Genomic DNA, 15,614 nt, shown 5'->3' with positions numbered 1-15,614 from the left:
CAACAGGTCGTCCACGACACCTCCCCACCGACTCGATCACCTGTTCGAAGCCTAGCGAGCCCGGGGACGTCACTCATCCCGAATCCGCAGCTCAACGGCTTGTCCACAGATGGAGAGGAGGCCTTGACACGAGGGTGGCGGAGAGTGGCGAACGCGGAGGGCGGTGGAGCCCGCTGCCCACCTGGCCCATGCGACGTCCGCCACCTCACCTGCGGGAATCCCGACGGGCGCGCGACCGCTCCCACGTACCGTGGCATCCGTGAAGAAGGTCGTCGTCCTGGACTACGGCTCGGGCAACCTCCGCTCGGCCGAACGCGCGCTGACCCGGGTCGGCGCCGACGTCACGGTGACCGGCGACCCGCACGCCGCGCTGGAGGCCGACGGCCTCGTCGTCCCCGGGGTGGGCGCCTTCGCCGCGTGCATGCAGGGCCTCAGGGCCGTCGACGGGCCGCGGGTGATCGGCCGCCGGCTGGCCGGCGGCCGGCCGGTGCTGGGCGTGTGCGTGGGCATGCAGGTCCTCTTCGAGCGCGGCGTGGAGCACGGCCAGGACGCCGAGGGCTGCGGCGAGTGGCCCGGCGTGGTGGAGCAGTTGCAGGCCCCGGTGCTGCCGCACATGGGCTGGAACACCGTGCAGGCGCCCGAGAAGACGGTGCTGTTCGACGGGCTCGCGGACCAGCGCTTCTACTTCGTGCACTCCTACGGAGTCCGCAACTTCCCGCTGGGCTCCGAGGGGGCGCCGTCCCCGCTGGCCCCGCCGCTGGTCACCTGGGCCGAGCACGGCGACCGGTTCGTCGCCGGGGTGGAGAACGGCGCGCTGTCGGCCACCCAGTTCCACCCGGAGAAGTCCGGGGACGCCGGCGCCCAGCTGCTCACCAACTGGCTGCAGACCCTGAGCTGACTCACTGCAGCGGGAACGGCGACTGCAGCCACCACGGCGCGTCGACGACCTCGACCCGCGCCACCCACTTCACCCACCAGAAGCCCCGCCGTCCCGGGGCCACCAGCCGCACCGGGGCGCCGTGTCCCGGCGACAGCGGCCGGCCCGCGGCGTGGGTGGCCAGCAGGAGCCCGCCCGCCTCGGACAGCGGCAGCCGGCGCCGGAACCCGGTGACCGAGACGACGTCGACCGCCCCGTCCGCCGGCAGCTCCCGGTCCAGGGAGGCGAGCAGCCGGTCCAGCCGGACGCCGCGCCAGTCCTGGACGGCGTACCAGCCGCCGGTGCAGTCGAGCGCCGCGCGGACGACGTCCCCGCGGTCGAGGTCGGCGACCGGCACCCGCACCTGCCGACCGGGAGCGGACAGCACCAACACGTCAGCGGGGGAGTCCGGCACAGGGTCGGCGATCCACTGGGTGACCGGCATCGCCGCCGGGTCGTCGGTGCCGCGCTCGAACGAGCCCGTGGCCCGGCGCGCCGCGCCCGGTGCGCCGGTCAGCCGCCACAGCCCCTCGCCGGCACCCCACAGCGCCACCGCGCCGGCGCCCAGCGCCCCCACTCGCAGCAGCCCCCGGCGGTCGAGGTCGGTGGCCCGCGGCCGCTGCCGCCGTCCCCACGCGTGGACGGCGAGCAGCGCGCCGGTGGCCACGCCGAGGGCGACGTGCAGGTGCAGCACCGGGACGCCGGCCGACCACGACCACGGCCCGGTTCCCCCTCCCGCGTGCAGGACGCCGGTGAGCAGCGTCAGGAGGGTCGCGACCCCGAGCGAGACGCCGCCGCTGCCGCGGGTCCCGGCGGGACGGCGCCAGGACCGCCGGACGACGACGGCCTTCCACGGGACGAGCAGCAGCAGCCCGAGCCCGGCCGCCCCGTGCGCCGCGACCACCAGCCGCGCCGGACCGGGCGACCCGACGGCGAAGGCCAGGACGCCGGTGCCCCCGGCGAGCAGGAGCAGCGCGAGCAGGCCCACGTTGGTGCGCCGGCCCGCACGGCAGGGCAATGTCAGGGCCACGCCCCGAGTGTGCGTCAGCTGCGCAGGTAGGAGGCGCCGTTGACGTCGATGATCGTCCCGGTGCTGAAACGTGCACCGGGGGAGGCCAGCCACAGCACCGCCGAGGCGACTTCCTCCGGGTGGGCCACCCGGCCGTAGGGCGACTGCGCGCGGACGGCGTCCCCACCCGGTCCGTCGAGCACCTCGCGGGCCATCTCGGTCTGCACGAAGCCCGGCGCCACGGTGCCCACCGAGATGCCGTGCGGCGCCAGCGCGATCGCCATCGATTGGCCGAAGGCGTTGAGCCCGGCCTTGGACGCGCCGTAGGCCGGGGTGTCCGGCTCGCCGCGGAACGCGCCGCGGCTGGAGACGTTCACCACCGCACCCCCGCCGGCGGCGACCAGGTGCGGCACCGCGCGGAAGGTGGCGTTGGCCGCCCCGAGGAGGTTGACCGCCAGCGTCCGGGACCACGCCGCCTGCCACTCCTCGTAGGACGACGACAGCGGTGGGTGGGCGGTGAAGACGCCGGCGTTGTTGACCAGCACGTCGAGCCGGCCCAGCGCCGCAGCGGCCTCGTCGACCATGCGTCCCACCGCGTCGGCGTCGGCCAGGTCGGCCTGCACCAGCACGTGCCCGTCGCCGGGGAGTTCGGCGAGCACCGCCTCGGCGCGCTCGCGGGAGGCGCCCCAGTGCACCGCGACGCGGTCGCCCGTGGCGGCGAAGGCGTGCGCGATCGCGCGGCCGATGCCGCGTGACCCACCGGTGACCAGGACGGCGCGGGAGTCGCTCACGGCCGGCAGTCAACCAGCCTCGACCGGACCTCCTGCACGTCCCACGCGGTGGTCCAGCGGGGGTCGGGATCCGCACCGAAGCGCATCGGATCCCTGCCCGAGCCACACTGCGCCGCGGTACGTATCAGTGCGTATTCGACGAGCCTCTACGTCTCGACAGCATGGTCCTGAGCGCGTGTCCCGGAACGGGGGGGCCGGCGTCCGGGTCGCGTCCCAGGTCTTGGTCCAGGGCGGGACGAGGTGAGGAGATGGCACCTTTCGATCTCCGACGGCTGCGGTCGGGCGAGCCGGAGTGGTTGTTCGCAGCCATGGGGGCCGTGCCGTTCACGCTCATCGGGGCCTTTACCACGTGGTTCGGCATCACGGACCTGTTGACCGCTCCCCGAGTCCAGGCCCAGGTCCTCGGCGCCGTCTTCGCGGTGGCCGGGCTCACGCTGCTCGGGGCTGCCGCGTGTCTCGCCGTCCGGACATGGCGCAGAACGGCCGCCCGGGCGAGCGCGGTGCTCGCGGGGGTCGCCGGCTTCCTGGTGGGCGCCTACCTGTTCCTCATGCAGATCCGGGCGCCGCAGCGCCTGGATGTCCCCAAAGCGTCCCTGTGGGCCGCTATCGCGGTGGCGTCCGTGGGTGCCTGCCTCTCGGCCTGGCACGGCACCAGGAGCACGGCCGCACGCCAGGCCGAGGTCGGACCACTGGTGAAGCCGCTGGTGTCGGGGGTCAGCGTGCTCGCGCTCCTCGGCGGAGGCCTGCAGTGGTGGTACGAGCAGCAGTACCTCCCGGGGGAGGTCGGTGCCACCCTGACGATCCAGACGGAGATCGAGGAGCAGGTCCGACCGGCCGAGGCGATCCCGGAGGGGCAGCTGCCCGATGGCCTGGCGTACCCCCGGGTGTTTGCGGCGGAGTACCGGATCAAGAACCCCAGCGAGACCAGGGTGCAGATCCTGGCCTCGATCTACAGCGTGGTGCGGCTGCCCGTGGAGCCACGGGACCCGCCTGCCCCCGAGGCCACCACGGAGGAACTCAGCATGGACTCGGCGTGCTGGTACGAGCAGTTGTCCCCGGTGCAGGACCCCGAGTGCACGTCGAGCCCGGAGGCGCTCTGGGTGCGTCAGTACAAGGAATTCCACAACGACGACGTGCAGGCGCAGGACGACTGGGCCATCTCGCGATACCGGCAGTTCGCTCTCGGGGAGAGGGCCGAGGTCCTGGAGCTCGGAAAAGCCGTACCGGACGGCACCTATCTAGAACCCGAGGAGGAGTACGCCAGCTCCTTCCTGGTGTACGTCCCGAACGCCAAGGAGCTCAACGAGGACCAGCTCGAGCTCAGGGTGGGATTGTCGGTCGCCAAGGGGGAGCGCCTCATCCTGGACGAGGAGACCCACCGTCCCGAGCAAGTAGCCCATGCCCGGGAAAGTGTCGGCGAGAGCCAGGACCGTGCGGATACGAGGCGGCCCCGGGGCTTCCCGGACCGCTACGAGGTCACCGAGTGGCGGGTCGGGTCACAGGGAGCCATCTCCGAGCTCACCCTCGGTACCCAATCCGTGAACGTCATCCGGGTGCTCAGTGAGCGCTACAGGGAGCAGGTCTTCGAGTACCCGTACCTGGTGGTGTGCTTGAGCGGGTCCGATCGACTTGCCGGGACCGACGAGGACGACGTGATCCGACAGGATCCGACGGTCGTCTGCCCGGGCGTGTGGTACGAGCCCGACGAGGAGCCCCACCGCGGGATGGCTGAGTACGGCCGCCGAATGGCGGACTACTACGGCGTGACCGGCGTCCAGGCGACGCGGATGGTCTCCCTGTTGCCGCCCGAGGAGCCCTCGGCAGGAGCCGTCGACCAGGCGCCGGTGTCGACCCGGGCCATCGCCCTTCCCCCGGAGCCCGGGGTGGTCAGCGCCTGCACCGAGGTCTTCGCGCGGGCCGACGAGACCCTCCAGTACGCCGCCAACGTCGAGTCCGCCCTGGCCGAGCACACCGCCGTGATGGACAGGCTCGTGGACGGTGAGCTCTCCGTCGACGAGGCGATGCGCGAGGGGCTGCCGTCGCTCGTCCGGGGAGCCCGGGAGTCGGGGTCCTACGCTCAGGAGCTGCAGGACTACCAGGCGGTGAAGGACGAGTGCGGCGGCAGCGCGGCTCAGCTGGCACCCACCAGGAACGCCCCGTGCCTGGACCGGGTCCCGGAGATCGACCGAACCCTGACCCACGCGCAGGCCATCGTGAACGCGCTCGCTGAGCACACTCAGGTGATGGACGATCTGCACGAGGGCCGCATCCAGCCGGGCGAGGCGGTCGCGCGCGGGAGGGCGTCCCTCGAGACAGGTCGGAGAGAGTCCCCGCAGTTCGACGCAAACCGGGCCCAGTACGACGGGATGAAGGCCAGCTGCGCATAGGCGGACGCGGACCCATCTGGAACGGGCTCAGGTCGTGCACCGCGACCGGTCACCACCGCCCGCGGTGCACGACCTCGTCGACGCCGCGCCGGCCGCGCCGCAGGGACGGCGACCGGCGGTCCTCCGCGCCGGGGTAGCCGACCGACACCACGCCGACCGGCCGGTGGGTAGCCGGGACGCCGAACGCCGCGCGGAGGGCGTCCACCCGTTCGGCCGGGACGCCGAAGAAGCACGCGCCCAGCCCCTCGTCGACAGCGGTGAGCAACACCAGCAGGGCGGCCATGCCCGCGTCGACGTCCCAGTAGGGGACCGGCCAGCGGGCCTCGTCCCGGTCGGTCCAGCCCTTGTCCGGCTCGGCGTAGCGCTCCAGGTACGCCGCCTTCGACGACAGCGGCACCACCAGCAGCGGCGCCCGCCGCATCCGGGTCAGCCAGCCGTCCGGGGCGTCCTCGGACGCCGTCACCGACCAGAACAGCTCGCGGTCGGCGCCGTCCTCCAGCACCAGGAACGCCCAGCCCTGGGTGAACCCGGCCGACGGCGCGCGCAGCGCGTGTTCCAGCAGCCGCTCGCGCACCTCGGGCGGCACCGGTCGGTCGGGGTCGTAGTCGCGCACCATGCGCCGCCGGCGGACGACGTCAGCGAACTCCACCCGGCCACCTTGTCACTCTGCGGGAACGCCGGTGCCCGGGCCGCCCGATCCGTGGAACGGAGGCCACCCGGACTTCCTGCGGGACCGGCTCGGCGGCGCCACGGACCACCGCTGAGCCGTCCGTGCCGGTGACGCGGGCCACCGCGAGGAGGTCCCTAGGCTGTGGAGCGTGCCGAAGCTGCAGCTGCTCCCCGCCGTCGACGTCGCCGACGGCCAGGCCGTCCGACTGGTGCAGGGGGAGGCCGGCAGCGAGACCTCCTACGGCGACCCGCTGGACGCCGCGCGGCAGTGGCAGCGGGACGGCGCGGAGTGGGTGCACCTGGTCGACCTCGACGCCGCCTTCGGCCGGGGCAGCAACCGCGACCTGCTGGCCCGCGTGGTCGGCGAGCTGGACGTCGACGTGGAGCTCTCCGGCGGCATCCGGGACGACGAGTCGCTCGCCGCGGCCCTGGCCACCGGCTGCCGGCGGGTCAACCTCGGCACCGCCGCGCTGGAGTCGCCCGAGTGGTGCGCCCGCGCCATCGCCGAGCACGGCGACCGGATCGCCGTCGGCCTCGACGTCCGCGGCACGCGGCTGGCCGCCCGCGGCTGGACCCGCGAGGGCGGCGAGCTCTACGAGACCCTCGCCCGCCTCGACGCGGAGGGCTGCGCGCGCTACGTCGTCACCGACATCACCAAGGACGGCACGTTGCGCGGCCCCAACCTCGACCTGCTCCGCGAGGTCTGCGCGGCCACCGACCGCCCGGTGGTCGCCTCCGGCGGGGTGAGCTCGCTCGAGGACATCCGGGCGCTGGCCGGGCTCACCGCCGTCGGCGTCGAGGGCGCGATCGTCGGCAAGGCCCTGTACGCGGGGGCGTTCACGCTGCCGGAGGCGATGCGGGTCACCGAGGAGCTCGCGTCGTGAGCGTCGTCCGGTTCGGCTCCGACGCGCCCTGGGAGGCGGTCGTCGGCTACAGCCGCGTCGTCGTCCACGGCGACATGGCCTGGGTCAGCGGCACCACCGCGACCGTCGACGGGGTCGTCGCGCACCCGGGCGACGCGGGGGCGCAGACCCGCCAGGCGCTGGCCACCCTGGCCGGGGCACTGGAGCGGGCCGGCTTCACCCTCGCCGACGTCGTCCGCACCCGGCTGTACGTCACCGACATCTCCCGCTGGGAGGAGGTCGGCCGGGCCCACGGCGAGGTCTTCGACGAGATCCGGCCGGCGACCTCGATGGTGCAGGTGGCCGCGCTCATCGACCCCGCGATGCTGGTGGAGATCGAGGCCGACGCGGTCCGGGCGGTGCCGGCATGAGCCTCGCGGTGCGGGTGATCCCGTGCCTGGACGTCGACGCCGGCCGGGTCGTCAAGGGCGTCAACTTCGTCGACCTGCGCGACGCCGGCGACCCGGTGGAGATGGCCCGGGTCTACGACGCCGAGGGCGCCGACGAGCTCACCTTCCTCGACATCACCGCCAGCTCCGGGAACCGGGAGACCACCTACGACGTCGTCCGCCGGACCGCGGAGAGCGTGTTCATCCCGCTCACCGTCGGCGGCGGGGTGCGCACGGTGACCGACGTCGACCGGCTGCTGCGGGCCGGCGCGGACAAGGTCGCGGTCAACACCGCCGCCGTCGCCCGGCCGGAGCTGATCAGCGAGATCAGCGACCGCTTCGGCAATCAGGTGCTCGTCCTCTCCCTCGACGCCCGGCGCACCCGGGACGGCGCGGTCACCGACTCGGGCTTCGAGATCACCACGCACGGCGGGCGGCGCGGCACCGGCCGGGACGCCGTGGAGTGGGTCGTGCAGGCCGCCGAGCGCGGCGTCGGCGAGGTGCTGCTCAACTCGATGGACGCCGACGGGACCGAGGCCGGCTTCGACCTCGAGCTGATCCGGGCGGTGCGCCGCGAGGTCACCGTGCCGGTCATCGCCAGCGGCGGGGCGGGGGAGACCGCGCACTTCCCGCCCGCGGTCGAGGCCGGGGCCGACGCGGTGCTCGCCGCGACCGTCTTCCACTTCGGCAAGCTCCGCATCGGCGACGTCAAGGCCGCCCTCGGCGACGCCGGCGTCCCCGTCCGCCGGGAGACCGACCACCCGCTGCCGTAGGCAGTCCCGAGGACACTCCTGCACCCCGGACGTTGGCGGACTTACTGCGGGAGCGGCCCGACGAGGCGGTCGAGGCAGCGGCGACGCGGACGGCTGGAGTGCCCTCGCCGTCGACGCAGGTCCTCCTGGTCCCCGGTGGCGGTGCGCCGGCACGGGTTCCGAGACCGCTACGACCCGGACAACCTGTTCTGCCTCAACCAGAACATCGCGCCGTCCGGGCAGGTGCCCCGACCACGCCGGAGCTGACGCCGGGCGGCCCCCGCTCAGCCGGTCGTGACGCGGGCGACGTCCCGGCGCCCGCTGCTCCACAGCAGCAGCTCCAGCGGCTCGCCCGCCACCACCGTCTCCGGCGTCCCGCTGCCGTAGCGCCGCTCCACCCCCGGGACGTCGCTGCGGCGCAGCACCAGCGCGCCCGGCACCCGGCCGGCGGCGAGCCGGCCGAAGAGGACGACGTTGCCCCAGAGCCGGTCCTGCACCTCCCGCGGGAGCGCACGGGGGGTCCAGCCTGTTCGAGCCCGGCGGACGTCCTCGTGGTGGATCACGTACTCCGCCGTGTCGACCACCGCCGACACCGGCGGCCACGCGGCCGGCAGCCAGCGCGGCGGCCCGGAGCGCACCCGGGCGACCAGGTCGGCGTAGCGGGTGCCGGCGCGCAGGCGGTCCTCCGCGCGGTGCGACCAGGCGGCCAGCGGCCGGCCGATCCGCGTGGACTCGAGCGCGTAACCGGGCGTGGTGTCCGGACGGCGGTCCCGGGTGACGAGGTGCGCGGCCAGGTGCGCCGTCGTCCAGCCCTCGCAGCAGGTGGGCGCGTCCGGCCCCAGCTCCTCGAGGAGGTCGGCGAGCGCCGCGCGCTCGCGTGCGGCCAGGGGCCGGGAAGAGGTGGTCACCGGGCGGGGTTACCGACGGGGCGGACCCGGGAAACCGGAGGCGGCTCCTTAGCTCTCCTAAGTACAGTCGGAGCACCGCCCCGCACGACCACCGAGGAGACCTGTGCCCCGCCGCCGAGACGCCGTCGTCCGGCGAGGGATGCGCCACGTCGGCCGCGCGATCGTCGAGCAGCCGGGCATGTTCACCCTGGCCTTCCTCGCCAGCAGCCTCTACGGCGCCATGACCGTCGCCAGCGCCTACGTGCTCGGGGAGATCACCGACCGCGTCGTCCTCCCCGCCCTGGACGACGGCGTGACCTCCGCCGGCGCGCTCGCCCTGGCCGCGGCCGCCATCCTCGGCGTCGCCGTCCTCAAGATCCTCGGCATCCTCGGCCGGCGGTTGTTCGCCGGCGTCATGGGCTACCGGCTGCAGGCCGCCTACCGCCGCCGCGTCACCGGTCAGTACCTGCGGCTGCCGCTGTCCTGGCACCAGCGGCACCCGACCGGGCAGCTGCTGTCCAACGCCAACTCCGACGTCGAGGCCGCCTGGTTCTTCGTCGCGCCGCTGCCCTTCGCCTGTGGTGCGGTCGTGATGATCGGCATCACCGTGGCCGTGCTGGTCGCCACCGACCCGTGGCTGGCGGTGGTCGGGCTGGTCGTCTTCCCGCTGGTGTTCGTGGTCAACGCCGTCTACTCGCAGGCGATGAGCCCGCGGATGCGGCGCGCCCAGCAGCTGCGCGCGGAGGTCAGCGAGATCGCCCACGAGAGCTTCGACGCAGCGCTGGTCGTGAAGACCCTCGGCCGGGAGGACGTCGAGACCCGCCGGTTCACCGCGCGCGCCGACGAGTTGCGCGACGGGCTGGTCGCGGTCGGCCGGGTGCGCGGGCTGTTCGACCCGCTGATGGAGGCGCTGCCCAACCTGGGCACCCTCGCCGTGCTGCTCATCGGTGCCTCCCGCGTCGCCGACGGCGCGACCGACGCCGGCGCCCTGGTCTCCATCGCCTACCTGTTCACCCTGCTGGCGCTGCCGATCCGCGCCATCGGCTGGGTGCTCGCCGACCTGCCGCGCGCGCTGGCCGGCTTCGACCGGGTGACGCCGGTGCTCGACGCGACCGGCGAGACCCCGCACGGCACCGAGCCAGCGGCCGCGGGCACCGGCGGTGCGGGGCTGGGTCTGCGCGGGGTCGACTACGGCTTCGAGGGCGCGGTCCGCCCGACGCTGTCGGGCATCACCTTCGACGTCGCGCCGGGCAGCACGGTCGCCGTCGTCGGGCCGACCGGGTCGGGCAAGTCGACGCTCGCCGGCCTGCTCGTCCGGCTGGTCGACCCGGCCACCGGCGAGGTGCTGCTCGACGGGGTGGACCTGCGCGCGCTGCGCGAGGGCGAGGTCAGCGCCCAGGCGGCGTTCGTCCCGCAGGGCACCTTCCTCTTCGACGACACGGTGCGCGGCAACGTCACCCTCGGGGCCGACGTCCCCGACGACGAGGTGTGGGCGGCGCTGCAGGTCGCCGCGGTCGACGACGTGGTGCGCCGGCTGCCCGAGGGGTTGGACACCCGGGTCGGCGAGCGCGGCGCCACGCTGTCGGGCGGCCAGCGGCAGCGGATCGCGCTGGCCCGCGCGGTGGTCCGCCGTCCGCGGCTGCTGGTGCTCGACGACGCGACCAGCGCGGTCGACCCCGCCGTCGAGGCCCGCATCCTCGACGCCCTGCGCGAGCATCCCGCCAACCGTGCCGAGCGGCCCTCCACGGTCGTCGTGGTCGCCTACCGGCAGGCCACCATCGCGCTGGCCGACGAGGTCGTGTGGCTGGAGGGTGGCCGGGTGCTCGCCCGCGGCAGGCACGAGCAGCTACTGGCCGAGGTGCCCGGGTACGCCGCGCTGGTGCGGGCCTACGCGCAGACCGAGGTGGCGGCGTGACGGCGCTGGTCGAGCACCGGAACGAGGGCGCCGTCGCCACCCTGCGCCGCGGCCTGCGGATGATGCCGGAGTTCCGCCGCGGCCTCCCGGCCACCTTCGCCCTGGCGCTGATGGCGACAGCCGGCCGGGTGGTCGTGCCGATCGCCGTCCAGCAGGTCATCGACCGCGGCCTCGCCGGCCCCGGCGGGCCGGACCTCGACCTGGTCCGGAACGTCGTCCTGGTGTGCGCGGTCGTCGTGTTGCTGACCGTCGTCGCGGTCTACCGGATGAACGTCCGGCTGTTCCGCACGACGGAGACCGCGCTGGCCGGGCTGCGGGTGCGGGCGTTCCGGCACGTGCACGACCTCTCGGTGCTGCACCAGCAGGGGCAGCGCCGCGGCTCGCTGGTCTCCCGGGTCACCAGCGACGTCGACCAGCTCTCCACCTTCATGCAGTGGGGCGGCGTGCTGGGCGTGGTCAGCCTCGGGCAGCTGCTGGTGGCCACGGTCGTCATGGCGGTCTACTCCTGGCAGCTGACCCTGGTGGTGCTGGTCTGCTTCGTGCCGCTGGCGATCGCCGTCCGGTTCTTCGCCGCGCGGCTGGCCGTCGTCCACGGCGTCGTCCGGGAGCGGGTCGGCGACGTGCTGGCCGCCGTCTCGGAGTCCGTCGTCGGGGCTCCCACCGTGCGCGCCTACGGCATCCGCGAGCGCACCGCCGCCCGGCTGGACCGGGCCATCGACCGGCACTACCGGGCTCAGGTCCGGGCCCAGCGGGTCACCGCGGCGGTCTTCGTCAGCGGTGAGTTCGTCGCCGCGGTCGCCAACGTCGCGGTGGTCGTCGCGGGCGTCCTGCTCGGCCTCGACGGCGACCTCACGCCCGGCACCCTGGTGGCGTTCCTGTTCCTCGTCACGCTGTTCGTCTCGCCGGTGCAGACCGCCAGCGAGGTGCTCAACGAGGCGCAGAACGCGGTCGCCGGGTTCCGCCGGGTGCTCGACGTGCTGGAGACCGAGCCCGACGTGCGCGACCCCGCCGTCACCGACCCGACCACGGCGCGGGAGCTGCCGCACACGCCGCTGGGCGTGCGGTTCGAGCACGTCACCTTCCGGTACGCGCCGGGCGCGCCCCCGGCGCTCCAGGACGTCGACCTGCAGATCGCGCCGCGCCGCCGGGTCGCCGTCGTCGGTGAGACCGGCTCGGGGAAGACGACGTTCGCCAAGCTGGTCACCCGGCTCATGGACCCCACCGAGGGCCGCGTGCTGCTCGCCGGGATCCCCCTGGAGCAGGTCGCCTTCGCCTCGCTCCGCCAGCGGGTGGTGATGGTGCCGCAGGACGGCTTCCTCTTCGACGCCACGGTGGCCGACAACGTGCGCTACGGGCGGCCGGGGCTGACCGACGCCGCCGTGCACGCCGCCTTCCAGGAGCTTGGGCTGGGCGACTGGGTGGCCGGGCTGGCCGACGGCGTGGCCACGCGCGTGGGCCAGCGCGGGGAGTCGCTGTCGGCGGGGGAGCGGCAGCTGGTCGCCGTGGCCCGCGCCTACGTCGCCGACCCCGACCTGCTCGTCCTCGACGAGGCCACCAGCGCCGTCGACCCGGCCACCGAGCGCCGTCTCACCCACGCCCTCGACCGGCTCACCGACGGCCGGACGACGCTCACCATCGCCCACCGGCTCTCCACCGCCGAGCGGGCCGACGAGGTGCTCGTCGTCGACGCCGGCCGGGTGGTGCAGCGCGGGTCGCACGCTGAGCTGGTGGACGCCGACGGCCCCTACGCGCGGCTGCACGCCTCCTGGCGCCGCTCCTCGGCCGGGGAGCCCCAGCCGACGGCCTGACGCGCGCCGTCGTCGCCCGTGACGCGCTGCAGGGCGTTCCAGGCGACGACGTCCCGCGGCTCGGCTGCTGACCGCCGTCCTCGCGACGTGGTCGCCGCCCTCGGCACAGATCCTCGGAAGGCTCGTCGCCATCGCCGTGTGTCGCCATCGCCGTGTGTCGCCATCGCCGTGTGTCGCCATCGCCGTGTCCAGCTCCCTCCCCGGTCACGGCAGTGCCGGGCTGGTCGTCCTGCAGTCCCTGGGGGCCTGGCCGGCGATCTCGCCGACGGCAGCCGGTCCGGCGCTCACGCCGAGCTCCCGACGGTGGGTGGCGGCGGCCGTGCCGTGCGCGCCGGCGGGCCGCCTCACCAGGTCCGGGCGGCCTAACCTGCGGGCGTGGCCACACCCCGCGACCGCGGTCGTCCGGCAGCCGAGCTGCCCCCGCCGGACGCGCGCATGCCGCCGCTCGGCCTCGTCGCCGCCGTCCTCGGCTTCGTCGGCGCCCTGCCGCCGGCCTTCCTCGCCGTCATCGCCGTGGCGCTCGGCGGGCTCAGCGCGGACGCCGGGCCCGACCCGTGGACCTACCTGCTGCTGCTCGCCCCGGTCCTGCAGGTGTGGGGCGCGGTCTGGCTGCTGGCCCGCCGCGGGTGGCTGCTGCTGGTGCTCGCGGTCGTCCCGGTCGCGGTGCTGACCGGCGCCGTGGTGTGGGCCGCCACCGGCACCGAGGACGCCGGCAGCCCCGGCTGGCCGCTGCTGCTCCTGGTGGCCCCGGTGCTCGCCGGGGTGCTGGCCGCCACCCCGCGGGTGCGTCGCTGGGTGACCGCACGGCCGCGCCGCACCCGCTGACGACGTCCAGCCGAGTGGGCCCCCTTGCAGGGTCCCGCCACGAGCTTGCGAGTGGTGGGGGGCAAGGGGGCCCTTCTCCTACGCTGCCGGCCATGGCGTCGTCCTCCTCCCGCAGCCGGGCGGCGGCGCGTCGCTCGCCGCGGGCGGCGCCCCGGCAGCAGCCGCCGCCACCGGCCGGACGGCCGGTGCTCGCCCCGTTCGCGGCCGTCTTCGGCGTCCTGGTCGCCGCCGAGTACCTCTGGCTGGCCTGGCTGCTGCGCGACCCGGAGGTGGCGACGTCCTGGTCCGTCGTCGTCCTCGCGGTGCTCGCCGTGCTCGCCGTGGCCGGCGCGGTGCTCGTCGCCCTCGGGCGCGCGCGGGCGTGGGGTCTGCTGGCCGTCGTCAGCGTCGTCCTGGTGCTCTGCCTGCTGGGCGCCGCCGTGCTGTTCGGCGTGCTCGGCCTCGGTGCGGTGGCCGGGCAGGCGCTGCTGCTGCTCGTCGGGCCGGTCGGGTGCCTGGTGCTCGCCGTCCGTCGCCCGGTCCGGGAGTGGACCCGCCCTGCCCGGGCGACGCGGACCCCCGAGCGAGGTCGTCGGACGCAACGCAGCGGCTAGCGTGCAGAACGTGACCGAGCTCGCGAGGTCACGCATGGACACGGCATCGCCGATCACGTCGGCGACGAGCGCCAGCGAGGAGTGACGTGATCGACACCGACGTCGTCGTGGTGGGAGCGGGGCTGGCCGGGCTGGTCGCCGTCGCGGAACTGGCCGATGCGGGCAAGCGGGTGGTGCTGCTCGACCAGGAGCCCGAGCACTCCCTGGGCGGACAGGCCTGGTGGTCCTTCGGGGGGCTGTTCCTCGTCGACTCGCCCGAGCAGCGACGGCTGCGGGTGCACGACTCGCTCGAGCTCGCCCGCCAGGACTGGTTCGGCAGCGCCGGCTTCGACCGACAGGAGGACCGCTGGCCGCGCCAGTGGGCCGAGGCCTACCTGCAGTTCGCCGCAGGGGAGAAGCGGGCGTGGCTGCGCGAGCAGGGCATCGGGTTCTTCCCGGTGGTCGGCTGGGCCGAGCGCGGCGGGTACACCGCCACCGGCCACGGCAACTCGGTGCCGCGGTTCCACATCGTCTGGGGCACCGGGCCGGGCATCGTCGACCCCTTCGCCCGCCGGGTCTGGGGCGCCTCCGACCGCGGGGTGCTGCAGATGCGGTTCCGCCACCGCGTCGACGAGCTCGTCGTCAGCGGCGGCGCGGTCACCGGCGTCCGCGGCACCGTCCTCGAGCCCGCCGACGTCGCGCGCGGCGAGGCCAGCTCGCGCACCGCGGTCGGCGAGTTCGAGGTCTCGGCGCAGGCCGTCGTCGTCGCCTCCGGCGGCATCGGGGGCAACCACGACCTGGTCCGGCAGAACTGGCCCGCCCGCCTGGGCCCGGCGCCGCAGCGGCTGCTCTCCGGCGTCCCCGCGCACGTCGACGGCCTGATGCTGCAGGCGACCGAGGCCGCCGGGGCGAGCCTGATCAACCGCGACCGGATGTGGCACTACACCGAGGGCATCGCCCACCACTCGCCGGTCTGGCAGCGGCACGGCATCCGGATCCTGCCCGGGCCGTCGTCGCTGTGGCTCGACGCGACCGGCAAGCGGCTCCCGGTGCCGCTGTTCCCCGGCTTCGACACCCTCGGCACGCTGGCCCACATCGGGCAGACCGGGTACGAGCACACCTGGTTCGTCGCCACGCACAAGATCGTCGAGAAGGAGTTCGCGCTGTCGGGCTCCGAGCAGAACCCCGACCTCACCGGCAAGGACGTCAAGCTGCTGCTCGGCCGGGTCAAGGCCGGCGTCGCCGCACCCGTGCAGGCCTTCCTCGACAAGGGGGAGGACTTCGTCGTCGCCCGCACCCTGCCCGAGCTGTTCGCCGGCATGAACCGGGTCACCGACGGCACCCCCGAGCTGCGGCTGGCCGACGTCGAGCGCGAGGTGGTGGCCCGCGACCGCGAGGTCGCCCACCCCTTCACCAAGGACATGCAGTTGACCGCGATCCGCGGCGCGCGCAGCTACCTCGGCGACAGGCTGATCCGGGTGGCCCCGCCGCACCGGCTGCTCGACCCCGAGGCCGGGCCGCTGATCGCCGTCCGGCTCAACCTGATCACCCGCAAGACCCTCGGCGGGTTGGAGACCGACCTCTCCGGCCGCGTGCTGCAGGCCGGCGGTGCGGTCTTCCCCGGCCTCTACGCAGCGGGCGAGGTCGCGGGCTTCGGCGGCGGCGGCATGCACGGCTACCGCTCGCTGGAGGGCACCTTCCTGGGCGGCTGCCTGTTCTCCGGCCGGGTCGTCGGCCGGGCGCTCGCGGCCGCGCTGTGAGAACGACGCGCGAGGGAGGATCGCCGCGGGCT

General features: G+C 74.8%; 14 protein-coding genes. 10 read left to right on the top strand and 4 right to left on the bottom strand.

The window, feature by feature from the left end:
- The first annotated feature begins 259 nt into the window (after positions 1 to 259).
- Positions 260 to 898: an imidazole glycerol phosphate synthase subunit HisH gene (gene hisH / locus BUB17_RS10690; protein ID WP_072917722.1), complete on the top strand. Its 639-nt coding sequence runs from the start codon at positions 260 to 262 to the stop codon at positions 896 to 898.
- Between the two features lies 1 nt (position 899).
- On the opposite strand, the gene BUB17_RS10685 is transcribed toward hisH, so the two are convergent.
- On the bottom strand, positions 900 to 1,946 hold the full coding sequence (locus BUB17_RS10685) for a molybdopterin-dependent oxidoreductase (RefSeq protein WP_141242984.1): 1,047 nt from the start codon (positions 1,944 to 1,946) through the stop codon (positions 900 to 902).
- A 14-nt stretch (positions 1,947 to 1,960) separates the two neighbouring features.
- Complete coding sequence (locus BUB17_RS10680; protein WP_072917717.1) at positions 1,961 to 2,716, bottom strand: SDR family NAD(P)-dependent oxidoreductase; 756 nt, start codon at positions 2,714 to 2,716, stop codon at positions 1,961 to 1,963.
- Between the two features lie 248 nt (positions 2,717 to 2,964).
- Here BUB17_RS10680 and BUB17_RS10675 point away from each other — a divergent pair, with 248 nt between their 5' ends.
- A complete protein-coding gene (locus BUB17_RS10675) occupies positions 2,965 to 5,103 on the top strand; it encodes a hypothetical protein (protein WP_072917715.1) in 2,139 nt (712 codons plus the stop codon).
- Positions 5,104 to 5,152: 49 nt separating this feature from the next.
- On the opposite strand, the gene BUB17_RS10670 is transcribed toward BUB17_RS10675, so the two are convergent.
- On the bottom strand, positions 5,153 to 5,752 hold the full coding sequence (locus BUB17_RS10670) for a nitroreductase family protein (RefSeq protein WP_072917712.1): 600 nt from the start codon (positions 5,750 to 5,752) through the stop codon (positions 5,153 to 5,155).
- A gap of 169 nt (positions 5,753 to 5,921) precedes the next feature.
- Here BUB17_RS10670 and priA point away from each other — a divergent pair, with 169 nt between their 5' ends.
- The 3 genes from priA to hisF are packed head-to-tail and all read left to right on the top strand — an operon-like array spanning position 5,922 to position 7,836.
- A complete protein-coding gene (gene priA, locus BUB17_RS10665) occupies positions 5,922 to 6,656 on the top strand; it encodes a bifunctional 1-(5-phosphoribosyl)-5-((5-phosphoribosylamino)methylideneamino)imidazole-4-carboxamide isomerase/phosphoribosylanthranilate isomerase PriA (RefSeq protein WP_072917709.1) in 735 nt (244 codons plus the stop codon).
- Positions 6,653 to 7,045: a RidA family protein gene (locus tag BUB17_RS10660; protein ID WP_072917707.1), complete on the top strand. Its 393-nt coding sequence runs from the start codon at positions 6,653 to 6,655 to the stop codon at positions 7,043 to 7,045. The genes priA and BUB17_RS10660 overlap by 4 nt, the downstream gene beginning before the upstream one ends.
- Positions 7,042 to 7,836: an imidazole glycerol phosphate synthase subunit HisF gene (gene hisF / locus BUB17_RS10655; RefSeq protein ID WP_072917704.1), complete on the top strand. Its 795-nt coding sequence runs from the start codon at positions 7,042 to 7,044 to the stop codon at positions 7,834 to 7,836. The genes BUB17_RS10660 and hisF overlap by 4 nt, the downstream gene beginning before the upstream one ends.
- Before the next feature lie 263 nt (positions 7,837 to 8,099).
- Here hisF and BUB17_RS10650 read toward each other — a convergent pair whose 3' ends face one another.
- The gene (locus BUB17_RS10650; protein ID WP_072917702.1) at positions 8,100 to 8,723 is read right to left on the bottom strand and encodes a TIGR03085 family metal-binding protein; all 624 of its coding nucleotides are present in this window, start codon (positions 8,721 to 8,723) and stop codon (positions 8,100 to 8,102) included.
- A 103-nt stretch (positions 8,724 to 8,826) separates the two neighbouring features.
- Between BUB17_RS10650 and BUB17_RS10645 the strand changes: the two genes are divergently transcribed.
- From BUB17_RS10645 to BUB17_RS10625, 5 genes are all read left to right on the top strand, one after another.
- Positions 8,827 to 10,617, top strand: coding sequence for an ABC transporter ATP-binding protein (locus BUB17_RS10645; RefSeq protein ID WP_244277127.1), 1,791 nt, complete (start codon positions 8,827 to 8,829; stop codon positions 10,615 to 10,617).
- Positions 10,614 to 12,425, top strand: coding sequence for an ABC transporter ATP-binding protein (locus tag BUB17_RS10640; protein WP_072917699.1), 1,812 nt, complete (start codon positions 10,614 to 10,616; stop codon positions 12,423 to 12,425). The genes BUB17_RS10645 and BUB17_RS10640 overlap by 4 nt, the downstream gene beginning before the upstream one ends.
- Before the next feature lie 375 nt (positions 12,426 to 12,800).
- The gene (locus BUB17_RS10635; protein WP_141242981.1) at positions 12,801 to 13,250 is read left to right on the top strand and encodes a hypothetical protein; all 450 of its coding nucleotides are present in this window, start codon (positions 12,801 to 12,803) and stop codon (positions 13,248 to 13,250) included.
- A 92-nt stretch (positions 13,251 to 13,342) separates the two neighbouring features.
- Positions 13,343 to 13,843 carry a hypothetical protein gene (locus BUB17_RS10630; protein ID WP_141242980.1) on the top strand — a complete coding sequence of 167 codons (501 nt, stop codon included), beginning with the start codon at positions 13,343 to 13,345 and terminating at the stop codon, positions 13,841 to 13,843.
- 86 nt (positions 13,844 to 13,929) lie between these two features.
- Positions 13,930 to 15,582, top strand: coding sequence for an FAD-binding dehydrogenase (locus BUB17_RS10625; protein WP_072917691.1), 1,653 nt, complete (start codon positions 13,930 to 13,932; stop codon positions 15,580 to 15,582).
- The last annotated feature ends 32 nt before the right edge of the window (positions 15,583 to 15,614 follow it).

Origin of the sequence: Geodermatophilus obscurus (assembly GCF_900143215.1) — a bacterium.
In the GTDB taxonomy this organism is placed as follows: Bacteria; Actinomycetota; Actinomycetes; order Mycobacteriales; family Geodermatophilaceae; genus Geodermatophilus; species Geodermatophilus obscurus_A.
This window is presented reverse-complemented; position numbering and strand designations above follow the sequence as displayed.

Coding starts and splice junctions, on each gene's coding strand:
- hisF (WP_072917704.1), top strand. CDS start 7,042: ATGAGCCTCGCGGTGCGGGTGATCCCGTGCCTGGACGTCGACGCCGGC.
- BUB17_RS10675 (WP_072917715.1), top strand. CDS start 2,965: ATGGCACCTTTCGATCTCCGACGGCTGCGGTCGGGCGAGCCGGAGTGG.
- BUB17_RS10630 (WP_141242980.1), top strand. CDS start 13,343: ATGGCGTCGTCCTCCTCCCGCAGCCGGGCGGCGGCGCGTCGCTCGCCG.